Annotated in this window: 13 protein-coding genes and 1 pseudogene; 5 read left to right on the top strand and 9 right to left on the bottom strand. The window is 63.5% G+C overall.

The genetic code is table 11. The annotated features are described in order from the left end of the window. Positions 1 to 39: 39 nt before the first annotated feature. A complete protein-coding gene (locus V1292_RS28705) occupies positions 40 to 930 on the bottom strand; it encodes a Crp/Fnr family transcriptional regulator (RefSeq protein ID WP_334375940.1) in 891 nt (296 codons plus the stop codon). Positions 931 to 1,173: 243 nt separating this feature from the next. After that, on the bottom strand, positions 1,174 to 1,857 hold the full coding sequence (locus tag V1292_RS28710; RefSeq protein WP_057846319.1) for an RlmE family RNA methyltransferase: 684 nt from the start codon (positions 1,855 to 1,857) through the stop codon (positions 1,174 to 1,176). A 535-nt stretch (positions 1,858 to 2,392) separates the two neighbouring features. On the opposite strand from V1292_RS28710, the gene V1292_RS28715 reads away from it, so the two are divergent. Beyond that, positions 2,393 to 3,022, top strand: a complete 630-nt coding sequence (locus V1292_RS28715; RefSeq protein ID WP_334375941.1) for a phasin family protein — start codon at positions 2,393 to 2,395, stop codon at positions 3,020 to 3,022. 87 nt (positions 3,023 to 3,109) lie between these two features. Here the strand turns inward: V1292_RS28715 and V1292_RS28720 are convergent, their stop codons facing one another. Then, the gene (locus V1292_RS28720) at positions 3,110 to 4,153 is read right to left on the bottom strand and encodes a Ppx/GppA phosphatase family protein (RefSeq protein WP_334375942.1); all 1,044 of its coding nucleotides are present in this window, start codon (positions 4,151 to 4,153) and stop codon (positions 3,110 to 3,112) included. Positions 4,154 to 4,374: 221 nt separating this feature from the next. Between V1292_RS28720 and V1292_RS28725 the strand changes: the two genes are divergently transcribed. Continuing rightward, on the top strand, positions 4,375 to 6,750 hold the full coding sequence (locus V1292_RS28725) for a xanthine dehydrogenase family protein molybdopterin-binding subunit (protein WP_334375943.1): 2,376 nt from the start codon (positions 4,375 to 4,377) through the stop codon (positions 6,748 to 6,750). Positions 6,751 to 6,909: 159 nt separating this feature from the next. Here V1292_RS28725 and V1292_RS28730 read toward each other — a convergent pair whose 3' ends face one another. Further along, positions 6,910 to 7,704 carry a hypothetical protein gene (locus V1292_RS28730; protein ID WP_334375944.1) on the bottom strand — a complete coding sequence of 265 codons (795 nt, stop codon included), beginning with the start codon at positions 7,702 to 7,704 and terminating at the stop codon, positions 6,910 to 6,912. 149 nt (positions 7,705 to 7,853) lie between these two features. Between V1292_RS28730 and V1292_RS28735 the strand changes: the two genes are divergently transcribed. The 3 genes from V1292_RS28735 (at position 7,854) to V1292_RS28745 (ending at position 11,367) form a co-directional block, all read left to right on the top strand. After that, positions 7,854 to 8,348, top strand: coding sequence for a YaiI/YqxD family protein (locus tag V1292_RS28735; RefSeq protein ID WP_334375945.1), 495 nt, complete (start codon positions 7,854 to 7,856; stop codon positions 8,346 to 8,348). A gap of 3 nt (positions 8,349 to 8,351) precedes the next feature. Then, positions 8,352 to 10,166 (top strand): ABC-F family ATP-binding cassette domain-containing protein, encoded by a 1,815-nt coding sequence (locus V1292_RS28740; RefSeq protein WP_334375946.1) that lies wholly within the window; start codon positions 8,352 to 8,354, stop codon positions 10,164 to 10,166. Between the two features lie 118 nt (positions 10,167 to 10,284). After that, entirely contained in the window at positions 10,285 to 11,367 is a 1,083-nt protein-coding gene (locus V1292_RS28745) for a D-TA family PLP-dependent enzyme (protein WP_334375947.1), read from the top strand. Between the two features lie 87 nt (positions 11,368 to 11,454). On the opposite strand, the pseudogene V1292_RS28750 reads toward V1292_RS28745, so the two are convergent. The 5 genes and pseudogenes from V1292_RS28750 to mmsB form a co-directional block, all read right to left on the bottom strand. Next, positions 11,455 to 12,634 (bottom strand): annotated as a pseudogene (locus tag V1292_RS28750) (TIGR03862 family flavoprotein). Between the two features lie 174 nt (positions 12,635 to 12,808). Continuing rightward, the gene (locus V1292_RS28755; RefSeq protein WP_334375948.1) at positions 12,809 to 13,726 is read right to left on the bottom strand and encodes an SDR family NAD(P)-dependent oxidoreductase; all 918 of its coding nucleotides are present in this window, start codon (positions 13,724 to 13,726) and stop codon (positions 12,809 to 12,811) included. A gap of 141 nt (positions 13,727 to 13,867) precedes the next feature. Continuing rightward, positions 13,868 to 14,347, bottom strand: a complete 480-nt coding sequence (locus V1292_RS28760) for a MaoC family dehydratase (RefSeq protein WP_334375949.1) — start codon at positions 14,345 to 14,347, stop codon at positions 13,868 to 13,870. A gap of 3 nt (positions 14,348 to 14,350) precedes the next feature. Continuing rightward, on the bottom strand, positions 14,351 to 16,081 hold the full coding sequence (locus V1292_RS28765) for an AMP-binding protein (protein ID WP_334375950.1): 1,731 nt from the start codon (positions 16,079 to 16,081) through the stop codon (positions 14,351 to 14,353). Positions 16,082 to 16,091: 10 nt separating this feature from the next. Continuing rightward, positions 16,092 to 16,979, bottom strand: a complete 888-nt coding sequence (gene mmsB / locus V1292_RS28770) for a 3-hydroxyisobutyrate dehydrogenase (protein ID WP_334375951.1) — start codon at positions 16,977 to 16,979, stop codon at positions 16,092 to 16,094. Between the last annotated feature and the right edge of the window lie 27 nt (positions 16,980 to 17,006).

The raw sequence follows: 17,006 nt of genomic DNA on the forward strand, positions 1-17,006 counted from the left end.
TGTCGACCGTTGAGGCCCAGCAATCCGGTCAATGACCTCTCAATGACCCCTTGGCCGTTGGCCGGTCGCTCCCCGCGTCGGAGTGCGCTGCCGCACTTCGTCCGCGTTGGCAGACAGGGAAGCTTCGGCGCCAAGCGGCGGCACTTTCATGTCTTCCGTCAGGACGATGCGATCGATTCTACGGCGCATGAGTTGGTAGCACTCGCATGTCGCCGCTTCGAGCCGCTTCCTGTCAATCTCAATCGAGCTGCGCCGATTGGATCGGATTCCACCGGAGTCGCGCAGCTTGCATACGACATGCGTCACCGTCGGGCGGCGCACACCGAGCAGTTCCGAAAGCGTCTGTTGCGTCACCGGCAGGATGTCGCCGTCGGCACGATCGTGGAGCTGCAGCAACCATCTTGCCAGGCGCGCCGTCACCGAGTGCAGCGCATTACAGGCTGCAACGTGCTGGAATTGGACCATTAGCGCCCTGGTGTGGATTTGAACCGTTCCCCTCAAGGCGCTGCTGCGTTCAAGCGCCGCCTGAAACTGTGCCGGCGAAATCTGCAGCGCGGTCCCCGCCATCCGCACCACCGCCGTTGTTGGAGAGCGGGCAGGCCCCAGCGTCGTCAGGACGCCCACGGCTCCTTCATTGCCAACGACTGCGGTCGCAACGGTTTGTCCGCTCGGCATATCCATCACGAAAGCGATCAGGCCGCTAAGCGGGAAGTGAATCCGTTCTATTGGATCGCCCGACCGCACCAGCACGGCGTCACGTTCGAGGGTGACCAGTCGGAAATGACGCACAAGCAAATCGAGGTCTGCCGGCGGCAACGCAGCTAACAATCGATTGCCAACTCTGGCCCTCTGCTCCATCACGGGAATACTCCTTCCCAGACGGAGGCGCGGCTCACTTGCAGAAAATTCCCGGTGGCGTTGGGGCTGCATGTGACAAACAGACCGCGCCTGAGTACTGAAACAAATACTTAGTACTGAAATACGCCGCTACGGGAGAAAGTTCCAGGGATTCGACGCGTGATCCGGGCCAAGGACGGCAACCGTTGGAGACGCTATCCAGTCCTCGCGCCGTCCAGGTTGCAGGAGCCCAGTTCTGATCAGAACCGGGCTCTAGATTTTTGTTTTGACGCGTTTTCTTGACGCGAACCGGTGTCCACTTCGCTGGAAAACGCTCTAATTGCGGTGCCCTCGAAACCCCATCGCCAGCACGTAGCGCTCCGAGGAATCCTGCCGGCTCGAGGCCGGCTTGACGTGACGCACGCTGGAAAAGTCGCGCTTCAATTGGCCGACGAGTTCGGCATCGGCGCCGCTTTGAAAGACTTTTGCCAGGAACGTCCCGCCGGGATTGAGCACCTCGGCGGCAAAGGCCGCGGCCGTCTCGACGAGGCCGATGATGCGGAGCTGATCGGTCTTGCGGTGGCCGGTGGTGTTGGCCGCCATGTCGGACATCACAACATCGGCGCGACCGCCCATCATTGCGATCAGCTTTTCGGGTGCGTCCTCGGCCAGAAAGTCGAGCTGCGCGAAATCGACGCCGGGAATTTCCGGCATTTCCAGCAGATCGATCGCGACCACTTTGCCCTTGCCATTGATCGCGCCGACGCGCTTGGCCGCGATCTGGCTCCAGCCGCCGGGGGCAGCGCCGAGATCGACCACGGCGTTGCCGGGCTTGAGAAACCGATACTTGTCGTCGATTTCGATCAGCTTGTAGGCCGCCCGCGAGCGATAGCCCTCCCGCTTGGCCTTCGCCACGTAGGGATCGTTGAGCTGCCGCTCCAGCCAGAGCTTTGACGACAGCTTGCGCTTGCCCGCGCTCTTGACCGTGACGTGCAGCCGTCCGGTGGTGTCTTTCGCCATATCGATACTTGTCTTGAAAATGCCAGCCCGGACCCGGAGCCTGGAATCAGTAGCACGGAAGTGGATGCGCATTGAAGCGAGTATGATGAGATCGCCGGACCCACTGTCTCAGCGCCAGCCCCCCGTTGCCATGGAACAGGACGACGCACCGGGCTGCCGGGTCACCCCGTTCGAGGCAATGCAGCCGCACGCCATTGCAGTCGATGAAATTGCCGATCGGTGGGTTCTTTCCGTTCGGCCGTGACCTGAGAACACTATATTCCCAATCACCAGAACAAGGACGACACCCTAAGATAGCTTCGGGGCAGTGGACATTCGCTGAGCCTCGTGCCGTGCCTAGCGATCCGAATTGCGGCGGGTGAAGAGCCAGTCTGCGGCATAACCGCGACATGTTTGCCGACGTTCGTAAGCAGTCGTTGCGAACCAAGCGAGGTGTGCAGAAAAGATCGGAAGGCTTGGAACGGTCGCACAGCGATTGCGTTGCTCGGGTCGGAGCTGGGGGAGTCATCAACCTGCAATCAGCGGAGAAGTTCAGATGGCCAACCCACGCCAAGAGGAAAAGTCTACCCAAGGCATGGAAGACGCCGCCCGCCGCGCCGGCGAGAGGACTGCCGAACAGACCAGCCGCTTTGGACAAGCTGCAGCCGAGCAGACAACGCGAATCGGACATGCTGCGGCTGAAGCCGGCGAGGAAGTGGTCCGGGCAGGTGCTACCCTATTCCAGCAAAACGCCGAGACGTTACAGAGCACCTGGCGCTTCGGCCTGGATATGGCGACGACCATGATGGGGCGGTCCACGGAGCAACTTGGTCGCTCGCTCGGCCTGTCAGGAGAGGGAGTGCAACAGGCAACCGAACGATCGGCCCGCAACGCGCAAACCATCCTATATACCGGCACAACGGCTGCCAAAGTGATGGGCGGCATTTCGCAGGAATACCTGCAGTTAGTTCGGCATCAAGTCGAGACGAACATGGACCGCATGAATGAATTGTGGGCCTGCCGAACTCCTCAGGAGGTTGCAGCCGTTCAGACGGACCTGGTCCGTGAGACCATGGGTTCTGTTTTGGAGAGCAGCCGGCGGATCGCCGATATGTCGCTCAAATTGGCCGACGATGCCGGAAAGCAGATTAAGCAGAATATGGAAGAGGTGCGGCGCGCCGCCTAGTGCGGGCCCTATTGCTCAGCTTTGAGGGAAGAGCGGCTGGCTTTCAGCCGCTCTTCCAGTTTGCGGGCATAGCCCGGGACCCACACATCAGCACGGCCGCAGCGCGCCGTCCTCGCGCATCATCTCCACCAGCATGCCCTCGCGCAGGCCGCGGTCGGCGACGCGGAGCCGAGGCAATGGGAAGGCGTCGCGGATCGCGTCGAGAATGGCGCAGCCGGCCAGCACCAGATCGGCGCGCTCGACGCTGATGCAGTTATTGTTGGCCCGCTCCTGATAGCTCATACCGAGCAGCCGCTGAATCACAGCCGTGACGTCGGGACCGTTCATCCAGATGCCATCGATGCGCCGGCGGTCGTAGCGCGCCAGATTGAGATGGATGCCGGCAAGCGTCGTCACGGTGCCCGAGGTGCCCAGCATATGCATGTCGCGCAAATCGTTGCCGTGCTCGGCCGCAAACGGCGCCACATAGTGCGCGACTTCGCGCACCATCCGCGCATAGGATTCCGCCGTGACGTCACGACCGCCGAAATGCTCGGCCAGCGTGACGACGCCGAGCGGGACCGACATCCACGCCTTGATGCGCGGCACCGCGTTCTGCTCGTCCGGATCGCGCTCGATCCGCACCAGCTCGGTCGAGCCGCCGCCGATGTCGAACAGGATCGCACCCCGCCCCCTTGAATCAAGTAACGGCGAGCAGCCGATCACGGCCAGGGTTGCTTCGGTCTCGCGATCGATCACCTCGAGGCGGATGCCGGTCTCGCTCGCGACGCGGGCGCGAAAGCTGTCGGCATTGGCGGCAGCTCGGCAGGCTTCGGTCGCGATCAGCCGCAGGCGCTTGGCCTTGCGGTAGCGGATCTTGTCGCTGCAGATGCTGAGCGCCGCGATGGCGCGCTCGATCGCCGCCTCGCTGATGGAACCGGTGGCGGAAATGCCCTCGCCAAGCCGGATGATCCGTGAAAACGAATCCACCACGCGAAAACCGTCGCCGGTCGGGCTGGCGATCAACAGCCGGCAATTGTTGGTGCCAAGGTCCAGCGCGGCATAGACACCGTTTGCCGTGGCCGCCGCAACCGACCCTGACGGGCTGGCGCAGGCCTCAATGGCTTCGCGCAGCCGCGTATCGTGGTTCATCAAAACTGTCTTTCCGCAGGCCGCGTCCGGGCCGCCGAAGAAAAATTACCGTTCACGGAAACTTTAGCAGCGCCAAGGGGCTACGCAACAACCCATCACATAGGACTATGCCCAATCAGGCGTTGTCCGGGATTACACGGTACGTTATCTGAGCGGGAACTCGCGGAACCAAGAATCCAACAAGAAATCCAAGAGAATCCCAAGCATTTCAGGTGTTTTCGATGCAAGATCACACGTCGGCCCCCTCCCTGGACAACGCTATCGCACTGCAAAAATACGGTGTGGGGCAGCCGGTGCGCCGCAAGGAAGACGACACGCTGGTGCGCGGCAGGGGCAAATACACCGACGATTTCGCCCTGCCCGGCCAGGCCTATTGCTGGATGGTGCGCTCCAGCCATGCCCACGGAATCATCAGGGGGATCGACACGGCCGCCGCCAAGGCGATGCCGGGGGTGCTCGGCGTCTGGACCGGCAAGGACCTCGAGGCCGCCGGCTACGGGCCCTTCACCTGCGGCCTGCCGTTGAAGAGCCGGGATGGCTCGCCGCTGTTGCAGACCAACCGCCCGGCGCTGGCGACCGACAAGGTGCGCTTCGTCGGCGACCCCGTGGCGTTCGTGGTCGCGGAAACGCTGGCGCAGGCGCGCGATGCGGCGGAGGCCATAGAACTCGACATCGAGCCGCTGCCCGCCGTGACCGACGCGGCGGAAGCCGCAAAGCCCGGCGCGCCGCAGCTTTACGATCACATCCCGAACAATGTCGCGCTGGATTATCACTATGGCGATGCCGCCAAGATCGATGCGGCGTTTGCAAGCGCCGCCCATGTAACCAGGCTCGACATCGTCAACACCCGCGTGGCCGTGGTGTCGATGGAGCCGCGCGTGGCGCTGGCAGCCTACGACAAGGCGGCGGAGCGCTTCACGCTGCAGGTGCCGACGCAAGGCGTTTCCGGCAACAAGGTGACGCTGGCAAAAATCCTCAATGTGCCGAACGACAAGGTGCGGATCCTGACCGCCAATGTCGGCGGCTCCTTCGGCATGAAGAACGTCAGCTATCCCGAATATACCTGCATTCTGCACGCGGCGAAGGCGCTGGGCCGGCCAGTGAAGTGGACCGACGAGCGCTCGACCAGTTTCCTCTCCGACAGCCACGGCCGCGCGCAGCTCATCCACGCCGAACTGGCGCTCGATGCCGACGGCAAGTTTCTGGCGGTGCGCCTTTCCGGCTACGGTAATCTCGGCGCCTATATCACCGGCGTCGCGCCGGGGCCGCTGTCGCTCAACACCGGCAAGAACCTCGCCAGCGTCTACCGCACGCCGCTGCTTGGCGTCGACATCAAGACGGTTTTGACCAACACCACGCTGATGGGCGCCTATCGCGGTGCCGGCCGGCCCGAGGCGAACTACTACATGGAGCGGCTGATCGACCGCGCCGCCGACGAGATGGGCATCAACCGGCTGACGCTGCGCAAGCGCAACTTCATCAAGCCGTCGCAACTGCCGTTCGCGGCGGCTTCTGGCGTCACCTATGACAGCGGCGACTTTGCAGGCGTCTTCAACAAGGCGCTGGAGATTTCCGACCACGCCAATTTTGCCAAGCGCAAGAAGGAGAGCAGGAAGAGCGGCAACCTCCGCGGCATCGCCGTTGGGTCGTATCTGGAAGTCACCGCGCCGCCGAGCGGCGAACTCGGCAAGATCACCTTCGAGCCGGATGGGTCGGTGAAGCTGACCACCGGCACGCTTGATTACGGCCAGGGCCACGCCACGCCGTTCGCCCAGGTGCTGTCGGCGCAGCTCGGCGTTCCCTTCGAAAAAATCACTATCGAGCAGAACGACAGCGATCTCGTCCGCTTCGGCAACGGCACCGGCGGTTCGCGCTCGATAACGGCGACCGGCCAGGCGATCGTGGAAGCCTCCGCGCTCGTGATCGCAAAGGGCAAGCAGGCGGCCGGGCATCTGATGGAAGCGTCCGAAGGCGACATCGAGTTCGCCAATGGCCGCTTCACCATCGCGGGCACCGACCGCTCGATAGGCATCATGGATCTGGCGAAGCGCCTGCGTGATGGCAAGATGCCCGAAGGCGTGCCGCTGTCGCTCGACGTCGACCATGCCACCAAGGACACGCCGTCCACCTTCCCCAACGGCTGCCATGTCGCGGAAGTGGAAATCGATCCCGAAACCGGCGTCGTGAAAATCATCCGCTATTTTGCCGTCAATGATTTCGGCACCGTGGTCAATCCGATGATCGTCGCCGGCCAGTTGCATGGCGGCGTCGCACAAGGCATCGGGCAGGCGCTGATGGAGCAGGTCAGCTACGATGCCAGCGGCCAGCCGATCACGGGCTCATTCATGGATTACGCGCTGCCGCGGGCCGAAGACATTCCGCCGATGGAGATCGGCGACCACCCCTCGCCGGCAAAATCCAATCCGCTGGGCACCAAGGGTTGCGGCGAAGCCGGCTGCGCCGGCAGCCTCGTCTGCGTCGTCAACGCTGTGATCGACGCGCTGTCGGATTACGGCATCACCCATATCGACATGCCCTTGACGCCGGAACGGGTGTGGCAGGCGATTCAGGATGCGAAGGCGAAGCAGGCCGCGTAGCGCCGCACTGTTCGCCATACACACAACTTGTCATCGCCCGGCTTGACCGGGCGACCCAGTATTCCAGAGACGTTCGTGATAGAACCGTGAGGCCGCGGCGTACTGGATTCCCCGCTTTCGCGGGGAATGACAGGTGAGATTGTGGCCACCGCCTTGCCCCTACGCCGCCGCCTGCTCACGCGGCTGGTAGATCGCGATGTGGTGGCAATGCGCCAGCGGCGTGTTGCCGTTGCCGACGACCAGCGCGTCGAGCTCGACGAAACGGTGGCCTTTCTTGTCGTAATTGCCGACCACCTTCGCACGCGCGGTGATGACGTCGCCGGCCTTCACCGCTGACAGCAGTTGCATGCGGCTGCCGACATGAATCCACGGGCCCAGGATGGCGTTATCGACCAGCACCCGGTTCATCACCCGCTGCAGCAGGCCGGGATGACCGAAACCCTCCGTGGCGTAGATCGGATCGGTTTCCCTGACGTCGGCGAGATATCCCGCGGCCGCTTCGCCTGCCCAGTCGCGCGGGATGGTGCCGAGCCATTTGCCGACTTCATAGGAAGATGCGTTGACCGGCTTGCGCTCCGCGACCGCCGCGACTTCCTGGTAGTCTCCGATCGAAACCGCCGGTGCGGAGACCGGCAGGGACGCGGTGCCGGTGGCGCAAAGCTGGCCGCGGCTCTGCACCTCGATCGACAGCACGCCGTTACTTTCTTCCGCCGTCAGCTCCGCAAGTTCGCCGTCATAGACCGGCTTGACGAAACGCGCCTCGATCAGTCCGCGTTCGAGGAAGGCACGGCCCCACTTCATCACCGGCTGATGCATCATGTAGGCCATCACGTCGACGCCGGGGACCAGCCCACCCGAGAATCCGAACCGCTTTGCCACGGTGTCGTCATGCATCTTGTTTTCGGATTGTTTGGCGGTGTTGTAGGCTTGGACGCGATACGGCTCGATGCGCATGCCGGTTTCCTGTTTTTTTGGTTGTTTTCCGCCGGTTATGGTACGCGAAGAATGTGCCGAGGCAAGCGTGTTCCCGGTCCCTGTTTTCCTCGCATTCCGGCATCGAATAGGTTACCACGCGCGGGCAACAGAGCCGCAGTCGAACCGATATGCCTGACGTGAACCCGACCCGCATCTATGTCGATGCCGACGCCTGCCCGGTGAAGGACGAGATCTATCGCGTCGCGATCCGCCACGGCCTCCCCGTCAGCGTCGTTGCGGGAAATTTCATCCGCGTGCCGCAGGATCCGCTGATCGAACGCATCTCTGCCGGTTCCGGCATGGACGCCGCCGACGACTGGATTGCGGAGCGCGCCGGCCGCGGCGACATCGTCATCACATCGGATATCCCGCTCGCCAGCCGCTGCGTGAAGGCCGGCGCCGAGGTGATCGCGCCGAACGGCAAGCCGTTTACGGAAGCATCGATCGGCATGACACTCGCGGTGCGCAATCTGATGACCGATCTCCGCTCGTCCGGCGAAGTGACCGGCGGTCCAAAGTCCTTTGCACCGCGCGACCGCTCGACGTTTTTGTCTGCGCTCGACCGGACCATCCGCCGCATCCAGCGCCAGCGGGCGCAGCAGCCTGCGCCGAACCAGGGTTGAACGATGGCGCCGCCGCTGATCCAGTTGAAGGATATAAGGCTGACGTTTGGCGGCACGCCGCTGTTGTCGGGCGTGGAACTGTCGGTGTCGTCGGGCGAGCGCGTCTGCCTGATCGGCCGCAACGGCTCCGGCAAATCGACGCTGCTGAAGATCGCTGCCGGCCTTGTCGAGCCGGATAGCGGCAGCCGCTTCGTGCAACCGGGCGCCACCATCCGCTATCTGCCGCAGGAGCCTGATTTCGGCGACCATAAGACGACACTGGCCTATGTCGAGGCAGGCCTCGGCCCCGGCGACGATCACTACCAGGCGCGCTATCTGGTCGAACAGCTCGGCCTCTCCGGTGACGAGGACCCTGCGCATATTTCCGGCGGGGAAGCCCGCCGCGCGGCGCTGGCGCGGGTGCTGGCGCCCTCGCCGGATATCCTGCTGCTGGACGAACCGACCAACCATCTCGACCTGCCGACCATTGAATGGCTGGAAGGTGAACTGGAAAGCCGCCGCTGCGCGCTTGTCCTCATCAGCCATGACCGCCGCTTCCTTTCCAACCTGTCGCGCTCGACCGCCTGGCTCGACCGCGGCCAGATCCGGCAGATCGACCGCGGCTTTTCCGCATTCGAAGCCTGGCGCGACGAAGTGCTGGCGGAAGAGGAACGCGAACAGCACAAGCTCGACCGCAAGATCGTCAACGAGGAACACTGGCTGCGCTATGGCGTCTCCGGCCGCCGCAAGCGCAACGTCAAGCGACTCGGCAATCTGCACGCGCTGCGCGACCAGCGGCGCAATTATCGCGGTGCTGCTGGCAATGCCAACCTCGCGGCCGCCGAAGCTGAAAAATCTGGCCGGCTGGTCATCGAGGCGAAGAACATCGCCAAGGCCTATGGCGACCGCAAGATCGTCGATGGTTTCTCAATTCGGGTCCAGCGCGGTGACCGCATCGGCATCGTCGGCCCGAATGGCGCCGGGAAAACCACGCTGGTTCATCTTTTGATCAGCAACGATCCACCCGATGGCGGCACGATCCGGCTCGGCGCCAATATCGAAATGGCGACGCTGGACCAGCACCGCGAAAGCCTCGATCCGAAATCGACGCTGGCGGAAGCGCTGACCGGCGGCCGCGGCGACCATGTCATGGTCGGCGGCAAGCCGAAACACGTGGTCAGCTACATGAAGGACTTTCTCTTCGCGCAAGAACAGATGCGCACGCCGCTGGAGGTGCTTTCCGGCGGCGAGCGCGGCCGGCTGATGCTGGCGCGAGCGCTGGCAAAGCCGTCGAACCTCCTGGTACTGGACGAGCCGACCAACGACCTCGATCTCGAAACGCTCGACGTGCTCGAGGAGATGCTCGGCGATTACGAGGGCACGGTGATCCTGATCAGCCACGACCGCGACTTCCTCGATCGCGTGGTGACATCGGTGATCGTGCCTGAAGGCGATGGCCGCTGGATCGAGTATGCCGGCGGCTACACCGACATGCTGGCCCAGCGCGGCGAAGATTTGTCGCGGGAATCCGTCAACGCACCCGCGCCGGTTGAGGAAAAGAAAGAGACCAGAGCTACCGCCCCTTCCGCCGCCCCAAAACGCCGGCTGAACTTCAACGAAAAGCACGCGCTGGAAACCCTGCCGAAGACGATCGCGAAACTGCAGGCCGAGATCGCAAAGCAGCAGAAGCTGCTTGACGATCCCGATCTCTACGCCAAGGATCGCAAGAAGTTCGACGCGGCGTCATCGGCGATGGCCAAAGCGCAGGAGGAGCTGGCCGCCGCCGAAGACCGGTGGCTGGAGCTGGAAGTTTTGCGGGAAGAGATAGAACAAGCGTAAGCATTTCACCGTCATTGCGAGGAGCGAAGCGACGAAGCAATCCATCCATCCGCTATGCCGTTACGATGGATTGCTTCGCTTCGCTCGCAATGACGAAAGAACAACCGGAGTTCACGTCATGACAACGCCCCTCGCCGCAAAAATCGCCCGTGAGTACGGCACGCCCTGCGCGGTCATCGACATGGACCGCGTCGAGCGCAACATCGCCCGCATCCAGGTGGCCTGCGATACCGCCGGCGTCGCCAACCGACCGCATATCAAGACCCACAAGAGCCCGCTGCTCGCACAGATGCAGGTCGCGGCCGGCGCAAAAGGCATCACCTGCCAGAAGCTCGGCGAGGCCGAAGTGATGGCGGAAGCCGGCATCGACGACATCCTGATCAGCTACAATCTGATCGGCGAGGAAAAGATGGCCCGGCTCGCGGCGCTGCAGGCCAAGGCCAACATGACGGTCGCTGCCGACAATTCGACCGTGATCGCCGGTCTGCCGCAGGCGGCGGCTGCTTCGGGCCGACCGCTGTCGGTCGTGGTCGAGTGCGATACGGGGCGCAAGCGCGCCGGCGTCGAAACGCCGGCCGAAGCGATTGCGCTGGCGCGCGAGATCGCTGGCTCGAAGGGGCTGCAATTTGCGGGCTTCATGCTGTACCCGACCGAGACCGGCTGGACTGAGGCGCAGCAGTTTTTCGACGAGGCACTGGCGGGCGTCCGCGCGCACGGGCTCGATGCGACGATGGTCTCAACGGGCGGCTCGCCCAATCTGAAAAATCTCGGCAAGCTGAAGGGCGCGACCGAGCATCGGCCCGGCACCTATATCTACAACGACCGCATGCAGGTCGCGGCCGGCGTCGCCGAATGGGACGATTGCGCGCTGAACATCTATTCCACAGTCGTGAGCCGCGCCGGACCGGACCGCGGCATTCTGGACGCTGGCTCGAAGACGCTGACATCGGATCCCGGCGGCGGCCTCGACGGCTACGGGCTGATCCTGGAGCACCCGGAAGCGAAGATCGCGCGCTTCGCGGAAGAGCACGGCTTTCTTGACCTGGCCCGCAGCAACACGCGGCCGAATGTCGGCGACGTCGTTCGCATCGTGCCCAACCATGTCTGCGTCGTCGTCAACATGATGGACGAGGTGGTGATGGTGCGCGGCGACGACATCATCGGCACGCTGCCGGTCGCGGCAAGGGGGAAGCTGCGGTGAATTCGTAGGGTGGGCAAAGGCGCACTTGGCCGTGCCCACCATCAAGTGCAACGCAAGCAATGGTGGGCACGCTTCGCTTTGCCCACCCTACGATTCCGATATCCACTTCAGCGCCCCTCGCCCGGCCGCCACGCCTGTCGCAAACGACGCCTGCAAGAGGTGACCGCCGGTCGGCGCTTCCCAGTCGAGCATCTCACCAGCCGCGAACACGCCGGGCAAGCGGCGGAGCATGAAAGCGGCGTCGATTTCTTCAAAAGCGATCCCGCCCGCGGTTGAAATCGCGCGCGCGATTGGAGCCGTGCCGGTGAGTTCGATTGGGACGGCGTTGATGAGGTGCGCGAGATCGGCCGGCGACATCGACGCCAGCGAAGCGCCCGATGCCTTGGCGGCTTCCTGCAGCAAGCCGATCGCAACCGGCGACAAACCCACGGCCTTGCGCAGAAAATTGGACAGGGATTGCTTGCCCCTTGGTCCCGACAGCCGCGCGATCAGCTCTCTTTGCTCAAGATCTGGCCGCAGCCCGATGTGCAGGATTGCCTGCCCTGAAATCACAATGGCCTCGCGCAACTCGGCAGATAGCGCATAGATCGCGCCGCCCCTCGATGCCGGTACGAGTGATGATGGCTTCGCCGCGCACGGTATGCGCGCCAAAGCTCAACGCCACGCCCTTGAGAGGTTGGCCTTCAAAGCGGTCGCGGAAAATTTCCGACCAAGCGACGGTGAAGCCGGAATTTGCCGGCCGGAGCGGAGATATCTTCACCCCTTTTGCCGCTAGAATCTGTGTCCACGCGCCATCCGATCCGAGCCGCGGCCAACTCGCGCCCCCAAGCGCCAGCACGGTTGCGCGAGGCTCGACGACGAGCGGTCCACCAGGCGTTTCAAAGCGCAGGCGGCCCTGCTCATCCCAGCCGATCCAGCGGTGGCGCAGCGCCAACTTTACGCCCATTGAGTCTAGCCGCCGTAGCCATGCCCGCAGCAATGGTGAGGCCTTGAAGGCTTTCGGGAAGACGCGGCCGCTGGAGCCGATAAATGTCTCCTGCCCCAGTGCCTCGCTCCAGTCGCGCAACGCCTGCGGCGGAAACGCTTCGATGGCGGCTTTCAAGTGCGGCATCGCCTCGCGATAGCGGACAAGGAATTGCGGCAACGGCTCGCTGTGCGTGAGGTTGAGCCCTCCGCGCCCGGCCATGAGGAATTTTCGGCCGGCGGATGGCATCGCGTCGTAGACGGTGACGGCGGCGCCACGCTGCGCGAGGACTTCGGCCGCCATCAGGCCGGCAGGGCCGGCGCCGATGATGGCGGTGTTTTTGGAGTGCGAAGACATGGCAGGAATGTTCGGCTGCCCAGGAGAACGCCGTCATTCCGGGATGGTCCGAAGGACCAGACCCGGAATCTCGAGGTTCCGGGTTCGAATGCTTCGCATCGCCCCGGAACGACCAACAGGCTACAGCTTGATGCCCGCCCGTGCCGCGGCCTGTGCGACATACTTCTGCGTCTGCTCGAATGCGCCCTGCAGCGCCTTCGCCTTCGACACGTCGTCAATCTCGGCAAAATGTGCCGCGATCGCGTCCGGCGTCCAGTCGGACTGGGCCAGGTTGATGCCTTCGGTCTCGATGATCTTGATCACCGCAAACGAACCCGCGCCCGCGCCCATGATGGTGCGGGTCGGCGCGTCCTCGCTCAGCAGATATTCCACCGCGGGCGTGATCGCTTCTGGTTTCATCAGCGCCAGCGCCTGCGGCGGCAGCAGCTCTTCCGTCATTCGGGTGGCCGCGGTCGGCGAGATCGTGTTGACGCGGATGTTGTTCTTGCGGCCCTCCTCGGCCAGCACGTTCATCAGGCCGACCATGCCGGCTTTGGCCGCGCCGTAATTCGCCTGGCCGAAATTGCCGAACAGGCCAGACGACGAAGTGGTCAGCACGATGCGGCCATAGTTGCGCTCGCGCATGCCATCCCACACCGCCTTGCAGCAGTAAAACGTGCCGACGAGATGGACGTCGAGCACCTTGGCAAAGTCAGCGACATCCATTTTTCCAAACGACTTGTCGCGGAGAATGCCAGCGTTGGCGCAGAGCAGATCGACGCTACCCCACTCCTTCGTGGCTCGCTCGACCATCGCCGTGACTTGTCCGAACTTGGAGACATCGGCGCCGTCGGCCATCGCCGTGCCGCCCGCTTTGCGGATTTCCTCGACCACGGATTCGGCCGGCGTCAGTGAACCGCCGGTGCCGTCCCGCGCGCCGCCGAAATCGTTGACCACCACCTTGGCGCCGCGGCTCGCCAGCCCCAGCGCATGCGCCCGTCCCAGACCATTGCCCGCGCCTGTGACGATTGCGACGCGTCCGTCAAACCTGATTGCCATGTGAATTGATCCCGATTGTTCATGCCCGGGCTTGACCCGGCCATCCATCAAAATTTGAAGAGTTTTTGATCAGCGATAGATTGCCGGGTCAACTGGTTTGAAGACGCGCTTCGCGCTTTTGCCCGGCCATGACGGCAAAGGTCAGTGGAAATAGATCAGCCCGATCCAATCGGCGACCAACGCCGGCTTGCCCTCGCCCTCGATCTCGACGGTGACGTTGGTGCGCGACTGCAATTCCTTCGGCTTGCGCAGCTTGGCTTCAACAAGCGAGAAGCGGCCGCGGACCCGCGAGCCGGCGCGGACCGGCGAGAGGAAACGCAGCTTGTCGAAGCCGTAATTGACGCCCATCGACGTGCCTTCGATGACCGGCATGACCTCATACGACATGATGCTCATCAAGGACATCGTCAGAAATCCATGCGCGATGGTATTGCCGAACGCGGTTTCCTTCTTTGCCCGTTCCGGGTCGACATGGATGAACTGATGGTCTTCGATCACGTCGGCATAGAGGTTGATCCGGCTCTGGTCGATCAGGTGCCACGACGACACGCCGATCTCCTTGCCGACCATGGCCTGATAGGCCTCAAACGAGACCGGCGGCTTCTTCCAGACTTCATTCATTCGCTAGCTCTCCAACCCGGCGGTCCGCACCTTCTGCAGCTCCGGGAATTCTTCTTCGCGGAACTCGGCGCCGCGCAACGCATCACTGCGGTTATTATCATGCTCGAGCCGGCGCAACTGCACGCGGCGGATTTTTCCGGAAATCGTCTTCGGCAGCTCCGTCACCAGTTCGATCTTGCGAATACGCTTGAACGGCGCGAGCCGCGTGTGCAGATGCATGAAGATCGACAGCGCGGTCTCGGGGGTCCGTTCTGCGCCCGACACCAGCAGCACATAGGCCTTGGGGATCGCGAGCCGGATCGGATCGGGGCTCGGAACGACGGCGGCCTCCGCAACCGATTCATGCTCCAGCAGCACGCTCTCCAGCTCGAATGGACTGATGCGATAGTCGGAAGATTTGAAGACGTCGTCGGAGCGGCCGACAAAAGTGAGATAGCCCTCGTCATCGGCAAACACCACGTCGCCCGAGCGGTAGAGATCGCCGTCTGCCCCACCCAATTTGCCGTCGTCGCCCTGGTAGCCCTGCATCAGGCCTGCGGGGCGGTCGGCGCCGAGCACAAGCGTCACCTCGCCCTCCTTGGTGACGTGGCCGTCACTGTCGGTGATCCGCACCCGGTAGCCCGGCAACGGCCGGCCCATCGAGCCGACCTTCACCTTCTGGCCCGGCGAATTGCCGGCGAGCGCGGCGGTCTCGGTCTGGCCATAGCCGTCGCGGATGGTCAGCCCCCACGCCGCCTTCACCTGGTCGATCACCTCGGGGTTGAGCGGCTCGCCGGCGCCGCAGACCTCGCGCAGGCTGACCTTGAAATCCGCGAGCTTCTCCTGAATGAACAGCCGCCACACCGTCGGCGGCGCGCACAGCGTGGTGACGCCGCAGCGGCCGATCGTGGTGAGCAAAGCCTTGGCGTCAAAGCGCGGCTGATTGACCACGAACACGGTCGCCCCCGCATTCCACGGCGCGAAGAAGCAGCTCCAGGCATGTTTGGCCCAGCCTGGCGAAGAGATGTTCAAGTGCACATCGCCCGGCTGCAGGCCGAGCCAGAACATCGTCGAGAGGTGGCCGACCGGATAGCTGCGCTGGCTGTGCCGCACCAGCTTTGGTTTCGCCGTGGTGCCCGAGGTGAAATAAAGCAGCATCGGATCGTCGGCATTTGTCGGGCCATCAGGCGTAAGGTCGTCCGAGGCGCTGGCGGCCTGTTCACAGGGCAGCCAGCCATCGTGCTTCGATGTCGCGCCGACCACGACGCGCACCAGTCCGTCGCCGCCGAGGCCCGCAAATTTCGCGACCTGATCCTGCGAGGCAACCACCGCCCGCGCCCTGCCACGCTCGAGCCGATCGCGCAGTTCGTCCGGCGTGAGCAGCGTGGTGGCGGGGATAACGACGACACCGAGCTTCATCGCCGCCAGCATAGTCTCCCACAGCGGCACGGCATTGCCGAGCAGCAACAACAAATGATCGCCGCGTTTCAGCCCCTGCGCCCGCAGGAAGTTTGCGACCTGATTGGAGCGGCGCGACAGCGCGGCGAAGGAAAGTTTTGTCTCCTTGTCGCCGGGATCGACGATCCAGAGCGCCGGGCGATCCCGGCTGTCAGGATTGCGCGCGAGCTCCGCGTCGAACCAGTCGAGCGCCCAATTGAATGGAACGGGATCCGGCCAGCGAAAGCCCTTCACTGCCGCATCGTAATCGGTGCGGTGCTTGAGCAGAAAGGCGCGCGCTTCCTGGAAGGTCGTCATTAGCTCTCCGTTATTTCGCAGCGAGGCTCCGAACGTGCTGGATAATACCGGAAAAATCCACCCCGCCATGGCCGGCGGCATCAAAAGCCTTGTAGATCTCCTGCGCGTGCTTGCCGAGCGGCGTCGCCGCGCCCGCAGCCTTGGCCGCATCCTGCGCCAGTGTCAGGTCCTTCACCATCAGGGCCGACGCGAATCCCGGCTTATAATCGTTGTTGGCGGGCGAAGTCGGCACCGGGCCGGGCACCGGGCAATAGGACGTCAGCGCCCAGCATTGCCCCGATGAGGTCGAGGCGACATCGAACAGCGCCTGATGCGACAGGCCCAGCTTTTCGGCGAGCGCAAAGGCCTCGCCGACCCCGATCATCGAAATCCCTAAGATCATGTTGTTGCAGATCTTGGCCGCCTGCCCCGCACCAGCGCCGCCGCAATGGACGATCTTCTTGCCCATGTTCTCCAGCACGGGCCTTGCCGCCGCAAACGCCTTTTCCTCGCCGCCACACATGAAAGTCAGCGTCGCGCCCTTGGCGCCGCCGGTTCCGCCGGAGACCGGCGCATCGACCGAGAGCATGCCGTGCTTTCCGGCCAGCGCGTGCGCCTGCTTGGCGCTTTCGACGTCGATGGTCGAGCAATCGATGATCAGCGTGCCCTTGGCCATGACAGGGACCACTTCGTTCCAGACCGAGAGCACATGCTTGCCTGCCGGCAGCATGGTGATGACGACATCCGCCCCCTTCACGGCTGCAGCCGAACTCTCGGCAATGGAAGCACCATCGGCCTTGGCCTGATCGCGCGAGGCTTCGACCAGATCGAACGCCGTCACCTTGTGGCCGGCCTTGACCAGATTGGCGGCCATCGGGCCGCCCATATTGCCGAGGCCAATGAATGCGATATTTGCCATCTCGAATCCTCCGCTAAACTTTCTTGC

The organism is Bradyrhizobium sp. AZCC 1719 (genome assembly GCF_036924525.1).
GTDB lineage: Bacteria > Pseudomonadota > Alphaproteobacteria > Rhizobiales > Xanthobacteraceae > Bradyrhizobium.